Below are 14,091 nucleotides of genomic sequence, written 5' to 3'. Positions count from 1 at the left end.
TCGCCCTGCCGGCGCGCTCGACCTGTAACGATGGGTGCGTAAGACGTGCAGCGACAGAAGGGCTGGAGTCATGGCGCAGCAGGTGCGGGGCGTGATCGCACGCGCGAAAGGCGAGCCGGTACGGATCGAGACGATCACCGTCCCGGATCCGGGGCCGGGAGAGGCCGTGGTGAAGATCCAGGCGTGCGGCGTCTGCCACACCGACCTGCACTACCGGGAGGGCGGCATCAACGACGACTTCCCGTTCCTGCTCGGGCACGAGGCCGCGGGCGTCGTGGAGTCGGTCGGCGACGGCGTCACCGAGGTCGCCCCCGGCGACTTCGTGATCCTCAACTGGCGAGCGGTGTGCGGCCAGTGCCGCGCGTGTCTGCGCGGCCGCCCGCAGTACTGCTTCGACACGCACAACGCCCGGCAGAAGATGACTCTGGCGGACGGCACCGAGCTCTCGCCCGCGCTCGGCATCGGCGCCTTCGCCGAGAAGACCCTCGTCGCCGCGGGGCAGTGCACCAAGGTCGACCCGGACGCCTCGCCGGCCGCGGCGGGGCTCCTCGGCTGCGGCGTGATGGCGGGCATCGGCGCCGCCATCAACACCGGCGACGTGGGCCGCGGCGACTCGGTCGCCGTCATCGGCTGCGGCGGCGTCGGCAACGCCGCGGTGGTGGGCGCCCGGCTCGCGGGCGCCGCCCGGATCATCGCCGTGGACATCGACGACAAGAAGCTGGAGACCGCGAAGAGCCTGGGCGCCACGCACGCGGTCAACTCCCGCTCCGCCGACCCCGTCGAGGCCGTGCGCGAGCTGACCGGCGGCAACGGCGCCGACGTCGTCATCGAGGCGGTCGGCCGCCCGGAGACGTACGAGCAGGCCTTCTACGCCCGCGACCTGGCGGGCACGGTCGTCCTGGTCGGGGTGCCGACCCCGGACATGAAGATCGAGCTGCCGCTGCTCGACGTCTTCGGGCGCGGCGGCGCGCTCAAGTCGAGCTGGTACGGGGACTGCCTGCCGTCCCGCGACTTCCCGATGCTCATCGACCTCTACCGGCAGGGCCGTCTGGACCTGGACGCGTTCGTCACGGAGACCATCGCTCTGGAGGACGTGGAGAAGGCCTTCGAGCGCATGCACCACGGCGACGTGCTCCGTTCGGTGGTGGTGTTCTGATGGCCGCCGAAGCCACATCGGGCGTGACCGCGCCGCGCGTCGACCACGTCGTCACCTCCGGGACATTCTCGCTCGACGGCGGCACCTGGGACGTCGACAACAACGTCTGGATCGTCGGGGACGACAGCGAGTGCCTCGTCATCGACGCCGCGCACGACGCGGAGGCCATCGCGGAGGCGGTGGGGGAGCGCAGGCTCGTCGCGATCGTCTGCACGCACGCCCATGACGACCACGTCGACGCGGCCCCGGCGCTCGCCGACCGCACGGGCGCCCCCATCCTGCTGCACCCGGCCGACACGGAGCTGTGGAAGCTGACCCATCCCGACCGCGCGCCCGACGGTGAGCTGCACGACGGCCAGGAACTGGCCGTCGCGGGCACGGTCCTGAAGGTCCTGCACACGCCCGGCCACTGCCGCGGCGCGGTCAGCCTGCACGCCCCGGGCCTCGGCACCGTCTTCACCGGCGACACGCTCTTCGCCGGGGGCCCGGGTGCGACGGGCCGTTCCTTCAGCGACTTCCCGACGATCGTGGAGTCCATCAAGGAGCGGCTGTTGACCCTGCCGCCGGCGACGGTGGTGCGTACGGGCCACGGCGACAGCACGACGGTCGGTGCCGAGGCGCCGCACCTGGAGGAGTGGATCGCCCGCGGGCACTGACGCTCCGTCCGCTCTTCGACCGTCTGCTCTTCCGACGTACATCACTGACGTACATGACTGACGTGCATCGCATGGCCTCGCGTGGTTCGCCGCGCGGGGCCATGCGCCGTACCGGCCCGCGTACTGGCCCTGTTCCGCGATCTCGGATAAGTTAGGCAAGGCTTACCTAATGGAGGTTGGGAATGGGTGTCCGTCACAGCAGCACGACCGTGCCCTCAGCGGCGGCACGCGCTCGATCAGTGCTCGCCACTGCCTGGTCCTGCGCGGTGACCACGGAGATCGGCAGGGACGAACTCGTGGGCGCGCACAGCGTCACGCAGGACGGCAGGATCCGGCTGTCGCCGCCCGAGGACAGCGCATTGGCCGCCGCCCTCATCTGCGCGCCGCGCGGTGAACCGTCCACCCTGGTCGAGTTCGCCGACGTCGCGCCGGTGCCGCTCAGGGACCGGATCCGCGCACGGCTGTGGCTGTCCGGGTCGCTGTCGTACGACGGGGAAGAGCTCATCTTCGAGCCGACCTGCGCCGTCCTGCACGACTCCACCGGGGAACGCCAGGGCATCGAGCTCGACGAGCTCGCCTTGTCCGTGCCCGACCCGCTCGCCGAGGCGGAGTCGCGGCTGCTCACCCACCTCGCCGACGCCCACCCGGACGCCGTCGAGCAACTGACCCGCCTCATCGGCCCGGACAGTCTGCAGGGCGTGGTGCGGGTCCGCCCGCTCGCCATCGACATGCACGGCATCTGTCTGCGCCTCGAACGCGCCCGCGGCCAGGCGGACGTGCGTCTGCCGTTCCATCAGGTGGTGGAGGACGTCACCCAGGTGACGGAGTGCATGCACGCACTCCTGATGAAGGCGCGCCTCTCAGCCACGCGGCGCGGCCGGCCCGTCGGAGGCTGACCCCATCGCCCGCAGGGCCAGCACGAGCACCCCGATGTCGTCCAGAAAGATGGGGTCAGGCAACAGATCGGCGGGCAGTACGAGATAGGCGATCGCGGCCCAGAACACCCACTGCCGCTCGACGGGAAGCCCGGCTCTGCGCAGCGCGCGCCGGGCCCGGACGAGACGGACGAGCAGTACCACCGCGACGGCGAGGGTCGCGACGACCAGAACGGCTGCGCCGACGAGAAGTGCGGTCAGATCCGTGCTCATACCCCCATACGTTAATCACCTGGAGGCCTCGCGTCCCGCAGGCAGACGGCGGGATGACCGAACGCCGAAACCCACGCACCTCGCCCCGCCTCACGCGCCCCGCGGGACGGCCACGTGGCCGGGATGACCGTACTCGGCGAGCGCCTCCAGCACCTTGGCCAGCAGCGCGCTGTCCGTCTCCTCGGCGGCCCAGGCGATCAGGAGCTCGGCGTCCTGCTCCGCGTGGCGGGGACTCCCGGTGACGACGAACGACTTCCGCCGCAGGTAGTCGGCGACGAACCGGCGGTGCACCGGTTCGGGGTGGTGGCGGTGGGCCACGACGGCCGACCGGGTCTCGTCGCTGGGCCGGTCGACGAGGACCCAGCAGACCGCCGACCAGTCCACGTGATCCTCGTCGGGCGCACGGACCGCGCGGTCGATGAGTTCCTCCACGGGCGTCAGCATGCGGAAGGCCCACTCGAGCGAGGTCAGGATGGCGCCGTGCCCGGCCCGAAGGGTGAGACCGCCGAGCGTGACCTGGTCGACCCAGTCGTACGCGTCGTCCATGACCCGGTCCGTGACGGTGGGCCCCGCCGCGCCGGTCCTGCGCCGCAGTTCCGCGGCCGCTCCCGTCTCGTACCGGCGACGGGCCAGCGCGATGAGCCGCTCGCGGGCGGGCGCCGGCAGTCGCAGCCGCGGTTCCCTGCCCAGTACGGCGGCGACGACGGCCGGAGAACCGCCGTCAACGGCCCGCCACAGCGGGGTGGTTCCGTCCGGCAGCGTCCGGTCCGGGTCGGCTCCCGCCTCCACCAGCGCTTCGGCGACCGCCGGGTCATGGCCCGCCACCGGCACACACAGCACCGGTAGACCATCCGCGGTCCTCGTGTCGGGATCGGCGCCCGACTCCAACAGGCGCCGCACCGCGTCGACTTCGTGGGCGCGCACCGCAGCCACGAGCCGCGTGCCGAGCCCATCCTCTGCCCGACGCACGGACGTCACCCACTGGCCCCGCGGCGCGCGGCCATGTCGCGCATCATCGACATCAGGAGGTCGTGCGTCTCGGCGTCGGCCGCCGCCACGAGACCCCGGCCCCCATCGCCGACGGGAAGACCGTCGATTCCGGTGACGACACAGCCGGCGGCCCGGCACAGGGCGATGCCGGCGGCGAAGTGGACGCTCCCCGAGAGGTCACCGCCGTCGGTGACGTACGCGGCGCGCTTGCCTGCGGCGACCCACGCCAGGGCCAGCGTGGTCGACACGACGCGCGGCCGGAACCGTGCCACGAACTCGGGGTGGGCCAGCAGATCCACGCCCCGGAACCCGGGTGCGCCCGGAAACGGCGGGTCCAGGTTGACGTCCACCAGGCGGCTCGCGGCGGAGGGGGCCAGCGGGGCCTCGACGCCCGCGTGCCGCACCCGGGCGGTCGTTCCGTCGGTGAAGAAGACCTCGCCGCCGAAGGGGTCGGCCACCGCGGCGGGGCCGTCGCGCAGCGCCACGTTGACGGCCGCGAGCATGGTGCCGACGGCGTAGTTCAAGGTGCCGCACAAGGGGTCGACCAGCCACTGGCGTGCGGCGTCGGCGCCACCCCGCTGTCCGCCTTCCTCGCCGAGCACCCCGTCCTCGGGACGGGCGGCACGGATGACGTCGAGGATCGCCTTCTCGGCCGCCACGTCCGCGGCGGTGGCGAAGTCACCGGCGCCCTTGTCGATGCGGGTGAGCTGCCGGCCGTACAGGGAGCGCACCACGTCGGCGCCCGCACGTGCCCCGGCCGTCGCCACGTCGGTGTCGTCCGATGCCGCGAGTGCCGCTGATGTCGCGGGTACCCATGATGTGGCGTGTGCCGCCGCTGAGTTGATCACGCCGGGCAGGATAGCGAGCCGAACTCGGGCCCCGGCCAGGGGATGTGGCGTTTCTGTGCCCAGCCGTGAAGTTCTACGGCGATCGGTGGAGCTGTGTGGGACATTGTGGGAGATCTCATGATCACCGAGGGGTGCGGTCCACGGCCGCAGCGGCTTTAATCACGCCATGACCGAAACGAATGGACTGCTGGCCGGCAAGGCCGTCATGATCACGGGTGCGTCGAGCGGAATCGGTGAGGCGGCGGCCCGCCTGTTCGCCGCCGAGGGGGCGGCGGTCCTCCTGATGGCACGCCGCGCGGACACGCTGCGCCGCATCGCCCAGGAGATAAACGACGCGGGCGGCAAGGCGGCGGTCAGCGTGGGCGACGTCTCGGTCGCCGAGGACGTCCAGCGCGCCGTCGACGCGACGCGCGAACACTTCGGCGCCCTGGACGCGGCGTTCAACAACGCGGGCTACGCGGGCCAGGACCTGCAGCCTCTGCACCAGCTCGACCAGAAGACCTTCGACCGCACGATGGACGTCAACGTCCGTGGCACCTGGAACTGTCTGCGCTCCCAGATCCCCGTGATGCTGGAGGCCGGCAAGGGCGCGATCGTCAACACGGCGAGCACGGCGGCCATGGTGGCCACCGGCGCCCCGGTGCCGTACGTCGCCGCGAAGCACGCCGTGCTCGGCATGACCAGGGCCGCGGCGGCCGAGTACGCCGCGCACGACATCCGCATCAACACGCTCGTCGTGGGCACCACGCGCACGGAGATGATCAGCGAGGTCGTCGAGGCCAGGCCGGAGCTCGAACAGGCCTTCGTCGCCCGGCAGATGCAGAAGCGGATGGCCGAGCCGGTGGAGATCGCCCAGGCGGCCCTGTGGCTGTGCAGCGACCGCGCGTCGTTCTCCACGGGGGCGGCGCTGGCCGTGGACGGCGGTCTGACCTCCAATTGATGACGGCTGTCTGGTGACGTTGGCTGATGACGTCCGGCATGTGGGCCTTTGGCCGCTGACCTTCAACTGACGGGCGCTGCCGCCCCGTTGCTCAGAGCGGCAGCGCGCACACCGCGATCGGCGCTGCGAACGGCTTGCCCGTCAGACGCAGTTCGCCGCTGGTCGCGTCGACGTGGAACACGCTCACCGAGCTCGACTTCTGGTTCGCCGTGAACAGCAGCTGTTGCGACGGGGAGAGCGCGAGCTGACGGGGGAAGTCCCCCGAGACGGAGACCGTGTCCAAGAGCCGCAGCCGCACGCCGTCCCCCTCGATCGCGTACCGCGTGATGCTGTTGTGCCCTCGGTTGGCGAGGAACGCGAAGCGCCCCTCGCGGGTCACCACGATCTGGGCCGGGTAGTTGGTGCCCTCGCCGGTACCGGTCGACTGCGGTTCGCCCGGAGTGAGGCGGCCGGTGGCGGGGTCGTACGCGCAGACGACCACCGTGTTGTCCAACTCGTTGGCGAGATAGGCGAATCGCCCCGAGGGGTGGAAGGTGAGGTGGCGCGGGCCCGCGCCCGGTCGCAGGCTCGCGTACGAGACCTGGCGGAGCCTGCCCGCCTTCTCGTCGAGCCGGTACGTGTAGACGGTGTCGTTGCCCAGGTCGACCGCGAGGACGTGGCGGCCGTCCGGGGACGTGCTGATCTGGTGTGCGTGCGGGCCGTCCTGCCCCGGGCCCGGCGGCGGCGCGGAGTGCGTGACCAGGTCGGTGCGCTCGCCCAACGCGCCGGACTCCGCGATGGGATGGACGGCCACGCTGCCGGAGCCGTAGTTGGCGCTGAGCAGCCAGCGCCCGCCGGGGTGCACGGAGAGGTGGCAGGGGCCGGCGCCGCCCGTGTCCCGGGTGCCGAGGACCTCGGGCTCACCGGTGGAGGGGAGTGCGATGGCGGTGACGCCGCCCTTCTCGCGCTCGTCGACGGCGTAGAGGGTGCGGCCCGAGGGGTGCACCGCCAGGTAGGAGGGGTCGGGGACGCCGGTGAGCGTGCCGGTGGCGGTGACGCGACCGGTCGCGTCGTCGTACGTCGCCAGACCGATGCCCCGACCGCCGCCCTCCTGCGAGGTGTACGTGCCCAGGAACAACTGCCCCTTGCTGCGCGGCTGGTGAGTCGAGCGGCCCGACGAGGAGGCCGCGGTGCGGAGGGTGCGGTCGGGACGCAGCTGCTCCGGCGGTGCCGGTGAGCCACAGGCCGAGACGGAGGACAGCGCTCCCGCGGCGGCCGCGCCCAGCAGCCCTCCGACGAACCGCCGCCGCCCCGGACCGCTCCCGGCCCCCGTGCCCGACCCTGCTCCGCTGTTCATACCTGCACCTCGTGCGTCGATGGTGACGGATGTGGCAGACACAGTGTCGCGTACGAGGGGGGACGGGCAAGGGGGACGAGGCTGTCGTGTCCGGTGGGGGACCGGGGTGGGCCAACGGGTGGCTCCGCCGACCAGCGGCGCGCCCTCTTGAGAGCCGCGCCCCTGCTCCGCCGGACAGGCCCTAGTCCCCGCCGCCTCCATCCCCGCCGCCGTCGCCGCCCCCGTCGCCGCCTCCATCCCCGCCGTCACCGCCGTCGGAGCCCCAGCCGTCCGAGCCGCCCGGTTCGTTGTCGTCGCCGCCGATGCCCAGGTTGCTGAACCAGGGGCGGTCCCAGGCGTGGTCCGCGGCGATCGGCTCGCCGCTGTCGGACTGCGGGCGCCGGAGCCGGAAGCGGGCCGTGCCCGTGGTGTTGCCCAGGCCGAAGGCGACCGCGAAGGCCTGGGCCATGACGGCGTCCAGTGGGTCCGCGCTCTCGTGACGCACGGGGGAGAGGGGGAGCAGCACCGTGTCGGGGTCGAGGTCGGGGCGGCGCGGCGGCCGCTCCAGCAAGGCGACCCGCCGGTCGTCGCGCAGCAGCCAGGAGCTCGTGGAGTTCTCCCGTCGCAGCGTCCAGACGCCGAGGGGCAGTTGCACCCGCGCGAAGCTCTTGGACTTGCGCACCTTCTTCTTGAGGACGAGAGGGGCCCGTACGTCCCCCACGGTCATCCGCAGTCCCTGACTCTGGTCGGCGGTGCTGGGCAGGAGGCCGCGGGGCGCCCGTATCCGTACGGGGGGAGCGTCGGGCCCCCACACGTCCACACGCACCAGGCGGCGGTCCACCGCGACGGCTATGGGGCCGGCGGGCCCGTCGGCGTACCGTCGGGCCATCCACAGCGGCACGCCCATCGCCCGCGCCTGCTCGGCCAGGGCGTTCAGCCGGGCGGGACCGCCGCTGTGTCGTACCGCGAACGTGCCCAGTTCCTGGGTGAATTCGGCCGCCCGGCGCACCTTTACGGGGACGGTGGTGCCGGTGACGCGGGTGATTGGGACGACGCCGTTGTCGGCGGGCAGCCGGTCCAGCGGGCGCTCCGAACCGCCGCCGCCGAGCCAGTGGCCCCGCAGGAACGCCTCGGCCATGGCCGGCAGGTTCAACTCACCGAGCGGCGTCACCTTGCCGCCGCGCCGCAGCTCCTCCTCCGTCAACTCGACGGTCCGCGCCAGCGGATTCCACGACTGTTCCTTGTAGAGCGTCTGGCTCATGCATCCCCCGTGGGCGTGCGGTGCAACAAATCAACGAACGAGCCTATCGACCCTCAGGACGTACTCGAACACCGTCCGGTTTCTGGAGAACGGGACCGCTCACGATGTTCAGGATGTCTTCCACGTCAGAGTCCGGGCTCCCTCGGCGGTGGGCGTGAAGGTCGCCGTGAGGGGCTTGTCGCCCTTGCCGAGGAGGTAGACCCCGCACTGCCGCACCGTCTTGCCGGCCGGGACCATGCCGTAGGGGACGGCGGACGCGCATCCCTTGGGTCCGGAGCTGCCCATGGAGAGCAGGGTCATCTTCTCCACCGTCCGGCCGGCCTCGGTCCGAAGGACCACCGCCTCGTCCATGCCCGGGTACAGCTTGGTCGTTCCGTCATTGCGGTATTCGTACGTGACGAAGTAGAAGTCCGCCTTCTTCTGGTCGTCGTCGAGGTCGTAACCGGCGAGGGCCTCGGGGCCGACCTTGCGCACGCTCTTCGGCGTGACGGTGAGGGGGAAGTCCTTGTCGTGCACGTCCCTCCACGTCGTCTTGGCGGGCCGGCCGACGGGCAGGATGCCGTTGTCCGCACCATCGCCGCCCTTGACCTGCCAGGTCCGGGCGCCCGCGTCGTCGCTGTAGGAGACGGCGGAGGGCTTGGCGTCCTTGGGCAGCATGACGACCTGGCAGCCTGTGGCGGTCTGTCCCGGGGGCAGCTTGACGGGTGCCTTGGTGCCGTTGCACGTCTCCAGCGGGCCGGTGCCCGGTGAGGCCAGTGGGTTGCTGTTGTAGAACGACATGGTCTGGCCGCGGGTGCCGTCGGCGAGGACGAGCGCGAACTGGTCCGCGGCAGCGCTCGCGTCGACGGTGTCGGTGCCGGTGTTGGTGACGGACACGGTCAGGTAATGCGGCACCATCCCCTTGACGTCGTCGTCGAGCCGAACGTGCGCGACATCACCGGTGGTTCCGCGCTTGAGGGAGGAGGGCGCGACCTTCAGGTCGACCGCCCTCTCGTCCCTGTCGGTGTACTTCGCCTGTCGCGCGGCGGTGTCGAGCGGCAGGGGCGTGCCGGCGGACGCGGCCTTGTCCGTCTTCGGCTTGTTGTCGCGGTGGTCGTCGGCCGGGCCCGAATCCCCGCAGCCGGCCAGCAGCAGGGCGATGAGGCCTGCTCCGGCGATGGTCGTGATCCGGCGTTCTGTGCGCTGCACTGCAACCCCCGTTGCTCCTGTGGTTCCTCGCAACTACCGTTGCGACCGAGGCAACCCTAAAGCCCACATAAGTTCCGGCCGCGCCCGGTGTCCCTTGTCCTTGTTGGCAGAGTGACGTGAAGCCCGGGAGACGGACCGGCTTGCGTCTGCGGAGAGTGACGCAAACCGGTGGACAAAGATCCTGCGAGCGGCACACTGGCCCGTGTGAAGCGACTGCTGGTGGAGGTGGAGAGCGCCACTGCCCGGTTGGTGGACCGATTCGGCCCCCATGTCGCCGAATGGTGCGCGGAGGCGCCCGAGCTGGTCGAGCGGCTGGCGTCCCAGTGGGGGCTGTCGCTCGGTGGACCCCTCCCAGACGGCGCTTCGTCGATCGCTCTGCGGTGCCGCTGGACCGACGGCACGCCTGCGGTGCTGAAGATCAGCCCGGAGAAGGACCTGATGGCCGAACAGGCCGAGATGCTGGGATGGTTCGCCCCCTCGGGCCGGGTGCCCTCCGTGCTGGCCACCGACGAGGCGGCAGGGGCAATGGTGTTGGAGGAGATCGTCCCCGGCACGCCGGCGGAGTACATGCCTGCCGCTGGGCTCCCGGATCAGTGGTCGGAGTTGCTCGCCGCCTTGCACGCGGTCGCGTTGCCTGCGCAACCGACGCGTGCGCTGCGGGGGCGATGCGAGGAGGCCTTTGCCCGGGTCGGCAAGCGGCTGGCCGAGCCCGTTGTCAGCGCATGCATGGACGTCACCGTATGGGACAAGGCCATCCAGCGGTGCGAGCGGCTCCTGGAGACAGAAGCGACCACGGTGTTGCTCCACGGAGACTTGCACCTGGGCAACGTCCTCGACGGCGGGCGGCGCGGGCTCATGGCCATCGACCCGAAGGCCTGTGCCGGTGATCCGTGCTTCGACGCCGTGGACTACGTCCTGGCCGCGGCCGGGCAGGAGGGCGTCGACATCCGCTGCGCGCGTGTCGCGGCGGCATGCGGACTCGATGGCGACCGGCTCCACGCCTGGAGCCAGGTGATCGCACCGTTCGCAGCCATCGCCCATCTCAGAGGCGGTGATGAGAGCCAGGCGGTCGATGAACTGCTCGCGTTGTCCCGGTGAGCACAGAAGCAGCTCTCGAACAGACCACGCACAGGGGAACTCCCCTCCCGGGTCCGGTTTTCGCCATACGAGGGTGTAGGGGCCGCACTTGCGGACACTGAGAGCGATCGTGCATATACGGTGTGCGAGCGATTTATGTCGACTGCACGCACCCGTATGAGGAGTTGCCGAGTGGAGCACAGCCGTGTGATCCGGATCCGTACCGTCCTGGCCGCGCTGGGAGTCGCCGGCGTCATGGCGGCCGCGCCCGCCGCGAGCGCCTCGGCTCCTGCCGGGCCCGCCTCCGCCGTGCCCGCGCCCCCGGTGGGCGCGGCCGCCGCGCACGAGCCCTGCACGGGGGAGTTCCACGGTGACTCACGGCTCGGCCCGGCCTGGCTTCCCAGGTCGGGGCAGCGCCCCGTGGGACCGCTCCTGAAGCACTGGAAGCGGACCGGGAAGCTCTCGCCGAAGGCCTTCCTGAAGAAGTACTGGGAGGGCCCCGCGGACACCGGCAGCTGGAAGTACCCGCCCAACGACGGCTTCGGGTCCGTCGACGGAAAGGTCGACAAGCACCCCGAGCGTCTGCGGCGCGGCGAGCGGCTCGACCGCTTCGGCTCCGAGTACGGGGGGTACCTCGCGCCCGCCGGGGACTCCTACGCCGAGCGCGCCCTGCCCCCGCAGAACCTCAACACCCGCGACGCCGCCTTCACCTGCGACTACCACGTCTACAAGGTGACCAAGCCGTTCCGCGTCTGGCAGGGAAGCATCGCCCCCTGGTTCGCGCAGCCCGGCGGCGGCCGGCAGATCAAGCTGGACCCGACCTTCCTGAACCCCGGCGATGGACAGCGCCTCAACGTGAAGTGGCTGCTGGACCACGGCTACCTCAAGCCCGTCCGCTCCTAGGTCTACCGATCGCGAGCCGGGCGAGGCCCCGGAGCAACGGAGAGCGACCGTGGACGTCCGAGAACTGGCTGCGGCCCTGCGCGACGCCCACGTCGCCGACGGCTACTACTGGATCGAGGGCGTCCACGAACCGGCGCCCACACCCCCTGACTTCGTCTATCTGCGCCGGGTCGAGGGAGGGGCGTGGGAAGTCGGTACGTACGAGCGGGGCGCCCACCACCCCCTCGCCCGGCACGACGACGAGGCGGCGGCCTGCGACCAGCTGCTGCGTCAGCTCGTATGACTCGTATGATTCGTATACGCGGGATTGACCCTCACGTCACGTCAGGCTGCAGGCTGAACGTCGACGAAAGGCGAGGGTTATGAGTTATACCGTCGGTCAGGTCGCCGGCTTCGCGGGCGTCACCGTCCGCACCCTGCACCACTACGACCGCGCCGGGCTCCTCACACCCGGCGAGCGCAGCCCCGGCGGATACCGCCTCTACGGCGACGCCGATCTGGCCCGGCTGCAACAGATCCTCTTCTACCGCGAACTCGGCTTCGCCCTCGACGAGATAGCCGAGATCCTGGCCGACCCGCAGGCCAACGCCCTCGCCCAGCTCAAGGCGAGACGCCGGTCGCTGCGCGAGCAGATCGGCAAGCTGGAGCGCCTCGTGGAGGTGGCCGAACGGGCCATGGAGGTGCAGCAGACCGGGGTGCGCCTCAGCCCCGAGGAACGGTTCGAGGTGTTCGGCGAGATCACCTTCGACCTGAGCTACGCCACCGAGGCCGAGTTGAAGTGGCAGAACAGCGCGGGGCATCGCGCGGCCATGGCGAGCGCCGCCGCGCACTCCAAGGAGGACTGGGCGCGGCTCATGGGCGAGGCCGCGCGGTGGCGCGAGGACCTGCTCGCGGCCTTCGACGCCGGGGAGCCCCCGGAGAGCGAGCGGGCCCGGGACGTTGCGGAAGCCCACCGGCAGCACATCGCCCGGTGGTTCACGCCCTGCCCGCCCGAGATGCATCAGCGCATCGCGGACGACTTCGCGGACGACCCCCGGGCCTTCGCCCTCGTCGTACCGCCGCCCCAGCAGCGCCAAGGGCTCGCCGCGTATCTCCGTACCGCCGTACACGCCAACGCGGAAAACCGGTCGCGACGTGACGCGAGCGGGGTGAGCCCGCACGTTCGACCTGAACCTGAGGTCAACCCTCACGCTAAAGGTGAGGTTGAGGCATGCACTCCGGCCGGGGCCGCGCCGAGCCCCGTGGACGACCCCGGCCCAGGCCCGAGCCCAGATACCAGCCCTGACCCTGGCCCCACACCCCCGTCGAGCCCCGCACCCGCGCCCAGCCCCGCCCCCGCCTCCGCCCTCAACTCCGCCCTCAGCCCCGGAGGAAGCCGATGACCCGGATCCTGATCGCCGCAGCCGGTTCGTACGGCGACGTCGCCCCGTACACCGGTCTCGGCGTCCGGCTCCGCGAGGCCGGATACGACGTCGCGCTTGCCACCCACGCGACTTTCGCGCCGCTCGTCGAGGCCGCGGGCCTGAGGTTCCGCGAGCTGCCGGCCGACGCACAGGCCCAGCGGCGCGCCGACGGGCGCAAGGAGCTGATGCGAGCCGCGGCAGGCTTCGTCCGCGAGCTCGGGGGCGGACTCGTCGACGCGGCCGTGCGGGGCGCCGACCTGCTGGTGCTCTCCACGACCACCGCCCCGCTCGGCTGGCAGCTGGCCGAGGCGATGAGCATCCCCACGCTGGGGGCCTATCTCCAACCGGCGCACCCCACCCGGGCCTTCCCGCCCGTGGTCGGCGGCACGCGCTCGCTCGGAGGCCTCGGCAACCGGGCTCTCGGGGGCTTCTCGCTGCGCATGGTCGACCGCGTGTACGCCGACGCGGTCCGCGACCTGCGCGCCCGCCTCTCACTGCCCGCCGCCGCGCCGGGCACCATCCGCGCCCGACAGGAGCGGGCGGGGTGGCCGGTGCTGCACGGGTTCAGCCCGGCCGTGGTGCCCCGGCCCGCGGACTGGCGCGCCGGCCTCGACGTCGTCGGCAACTGGTGGCCGTACCACGACCGCGAGACCGTGCTGCCGCCGGAACTCGACGCCTTTCTGCGGGCGGGGCCGCCCCCGGTCTTCATCGGCTTCGGGAGCATGGCGGGCGGGGAGGGCGCACGGCTGAGCGAGATCGCGGTGTCGGCCCTGCGCGCGGCCGGGCTGCGGGGCGTGCTGCAGGCGGGGCGGGCAGGTCTCGCGGCGTCCGGCGACGACATCCTGACGGTCGGTGAGGTGCCGCACGCCCTGCTCTTCCCCGAGGTGGCGGCCGTGGTGCACCACGCGGGCGCGGGCACGTCGGCGGCGGCGCTGCGCGCGGGCGTCCCCGCCGTCCCCGTCCCGGTCACGGCGGACCAGCCCTTCTGGGCGGCCCGTCTCGCCTCGCTCGGCACGGCGACCGCCCCCATCCCCTTCAAGGACCTGACCGCACCCCGTCTCGCGGAGGCACTCGGTCGCGCGGTCCGAGACGAGACGTACGCGCGTTCCGCCGGACGTCTCGCCCATGCCATGGCCGCGGAGGACGGCGCCGGGCACGTGGTGAAGGCGGTCGAGCGGTTGACCTAGGCCCCCAACCGTCCAACCG

14 protein-coding genes and 1 pseudogene are annotated in these 14,091 nt (G+C 71.9%); 9 read left to right on the top strand and 6 right to left on the bottom strand.

Features of this window, described 5'->3' with window-relative positions:
* Positions 1-70: 70 nt before the first annotated feature.
* The 3 genes from ACZ6CV_RS29105 (at position 71) to ACZ6CV_RS29095 (ending at position 2,708) form a co-directional block, all read left to right on the top strand.
* Entirely contained in the window at positions 71-1,156 is a 1,086-nt protein-coding gene (locus tag ACZ6CV_RS29105) for an S-(hydroxymethyl)mycothiol dehydrogenase (protein WP_469253744.1), read from the top strand.
* Positions 1,156-1,812 carry an MBL fold metallo-hydrolase gene (locus tag ACZ6CV_RS29100; RefSeq protein ID WP_469253742.1) on the top strand — a complete coding sequence of 219 codons (657 nt, stop codon included), beginning with the start codon at positions 1,156-1,158 and terminating at the stop codon, positions 1,810-1,812. The genes ACZ6CV_RS29105 and ACZ6CV_RS29100 overlap by 1 nt, the downstream gene beginning before the upstream one ends.
* A gap of 182 nt (positions 1,813-1,994) precedes the next feature.
* Positions 1,995-2,708, top strand: coding sequence for a DUF2470 domain-containing protein (locus tag ACZ6CV_RS29095; protein ID WP_469253740.1), 714 nt, complete (start codon positions 1,995-1,997; stop codon positions 2,706-2,708).
* Here ACZ6CV_RS29095 and ACZ6CV_RS29090 read toward each other — a convergent pair.
* From ACZ6CV_RS29090 to ACZ6CV_RS29080, 3 genes are all read right to left on the bottom strand, one after another.
* On the bottom strand, positions 2,673-2,960 hold the full coding sequence (locus tag ACZ6CV_RS29090) for a YkvA family protein (RefSeq protein ID WP_469253738.1): 288 nt from the start codon (positions 2,958-2,960) through the stop codon (positions 2,673-2,675). The genes ACZ6CV_RS29095 and ACZ6CV_RS29090 overlap by 36 nt on opposite strands.
* A 90-nt stretch (positions 2,961-3,050) precedes the next feature.
* On the bottom strand, positions 3,051-3,929 hold the full coding sequence (locus ACZ6CV_RS29085) for an ankyrin repeat domain-containing protein (protein ID WP_469253736.1): 879 nt from the start codon (positions 3,927-3,929) through the stop codon (positions 3,051-3,053).
* A gap of 5 nt (positions 3,930-3,934) precedes the next feature.
* Positions 3,935-4,795: an inositol monophosphatase family protein gene (locus tag ACZ6CV_RS29080; RefSeq protein ID WP_469253955.1), complete on the bottom strand. Its 861-nt coding sequence runs from the start codon at positions 4,793-4,795 to the stop codon at positions 3,935-3,937.
* A 169-nt stretch (positions 4,796-4,964) separates the two neighbouring features.
* On the opposite strand from ACZ6CV_RS29080, the gene ACZ6CV_RS29075 reads away from it, so the two are divergent.
* Positions 4,965-5,738 carry an SDR family NAD(P)-dependent oxidoreductase gene (locus ACZ6CV_RS29075; protein ID WP_469253734.1) on the top strand — a complete coding sequence of 258 codons (774 nt, stop codon included), beginning with the start codon at positions 4,965-4,967 and terminating at the stop codon, positions 5,736-5,738.
* A 91-nt stretch (positions 5,739-5,829) separates the two neighbouring features.
* On the opposite strand, the gene ACZ6CV_RS29070 is transcribed toward ACZ6CV_RS29075, so the two are convergent.
* The 3 genes from ACZ6CV_RS29070 to ACZ6CV_RS29060 form a co-directional block, all read right to left on the bottom strand.
* Positions 5,830-7,074, bottom strand: a complete 1,245-nt coding sequence (locus ACZ6CV_RS29070) for a lactonase family protein (protein WP_469253733.1) — start codon at positions 7,072-7,074, stop codon at positions 5,830-5,832.
* A gap of 181 nt (positions 7,075-7,255) precedes the next feature.
* On the bottom strand, positions 7,256-8,314 hold the full coding sequence (locus tag ACZ6CV_RS29065) for a hypothetical protein (protein WP_469253731.1): 1,059 nt from the start codon (positions 8,312-8,314) through the stop codon (positions 7,256-7,258).
* 108 nt (positions 8,315-8,422) lie between these two features.
* Positions 8,423-9,502 (bottom strand): hypothetical protein, encoded by a 1,080-nt coding sequence (locus ACZ6CV_RS29060; protein WP_469253729.1) that lies wholly within the window; start codon positions 9,500-9,502, stop codon positions 8,423-8,425.
* A gap of 225 nt (positions 9,503-9,727) precedes the next feature.
* Here ACZ6CV_RS29060 and ACZ6CV_RS29055 point away from each other — a divergent pair, with 225 nt between their 5' ends.
* From ACZ6CV_RS29055 to ACZ6CV_RS29035, 5 genes and pseudogenes are all read left to right on the top strand, one after another.
* Positions 9,728-10,600, top strand: coding sequence for an aminoglycoside phosphotransferase family protein (locus ACZ6CV_RS29055; protein ID WP_469253953.1), 873 nt, complete (start codon positions 9,728-9,730; stop codon positions 10,598-10,600).
* A 186-nt stretch (positions 10,601-10,786) separates the two neighbouring features.
* Positions 10,787-11,482 (top strand): TNT domain-containing protein, encoded by a 696-nt coding sequence (locus tag ACZ6CV_RS29050; protein WP_469253951.1) that lies wholly within the window; start codon positions 10,787-10,789, stop codon positions 11,480-11,482.
* Between the two features lie 49 nt (positions 11,483-11,531).
* Complete coding sequence (locus tag ACZ6CV_RS29045; protein ID WP_362362398.1) at positions 11,532-11,765, top strand: hypothetical protein; 234 nt, start codon at positions 11,532-11,534, stop codon at positions 11,763-11,765.
* A 79-nt stretch (positions 11,766-11,844) separates the two neighbouring features.
* Positions 11,845-12,607, top strand: a pseudogene (locus tag ACZ6CV_RS29040) (MerR family transcriptional regulator); the annotation flags it as partial.
* A gap of 253 nt (positions 12,608-12,860) precedes the next feature.
* Positions 12,861-14,072 (top strand): glycosyltransferase, encoded by a 1,212-nt coding sequence (locus ACZ6CV_RS29035; RefSeq protein ID WP_469253727.1) that lies wholly within the window; start codon positions 12,861-12,863, stop codon positions 14,070-14,072.
* Positions 14,073-14,091 lie beyond the last annotated feature (19 nt).

The sequence above is a fragment of the Streptomyces sp. NPDC041713 genome (genome assembly GCF_055591085.1).
Note: the sequence above shows the minus strand (reverse complement) of the source record. Positions and strands in the feature narration are given on the sequence as shown.

Bases quoted from the DNA above. Each gene is read 5' to 3' on its own strand.
- ACZ6CV_RS29070 (WP_469253733.1), bottom strand. From the start codon at position 7,074: ATGAACAGCGGAGCAGGGTCGGGCACGGGGGCCGGGAGCGGTCCGGGG.
- ACZ6CV_RS29105 (WP_469253744.1), top strand. From the start codon at position 71: ATGGCGCAGCAGGTGCGGGGCGTGATCGCACGCGCGAAAGGCGAGCCG.
- ACZ6CV_RS29100 (WP_469253742.1), top strand. From the start codon at position 1,156: ATGGCCGCCGAAGCCACATCGGGCGTGACCGCGCCGCGCGTCGACCAC.
- ACZ6CV_RS29035 (WP_469253727.1), top strand. From the start codon at position 12,861: ATGACCCGGATCCTGATCGCCGCAGCCGGTTCGTACGGCGACGTCGCC.
- ACZ6CV_RS29065 (WP_469253731.1), bottom strand. From the start codon at position 8,314: ATGAGCCAGACGCTCTACAAGGAACAGTCGTGGAATCCGCTGGCGCGG.
- ACZ6CV_RS29075 (WP_469253734.1), top strand. From the start codon at position 4,965: ATGACCGAAACGAATGGACTGCTGGCCGGCAAGGCCGTCATGATCACG.
- ACZ6CV_RS29095 (WP_469253740.1), top strand. From the start codon at position 1,995: ATGGGTGTCCGTCACAGCAGCACGACCGTGCCCTCAGCGGCGGCACGC.
- ACZ6CV_RS29090 (WP_469253738.1), bottom strand. From the start codon at position 2,960: ATGAGCACGGATCTGACCGCACTTCTCGTCGGCGCAGCCGTTCTGGTC.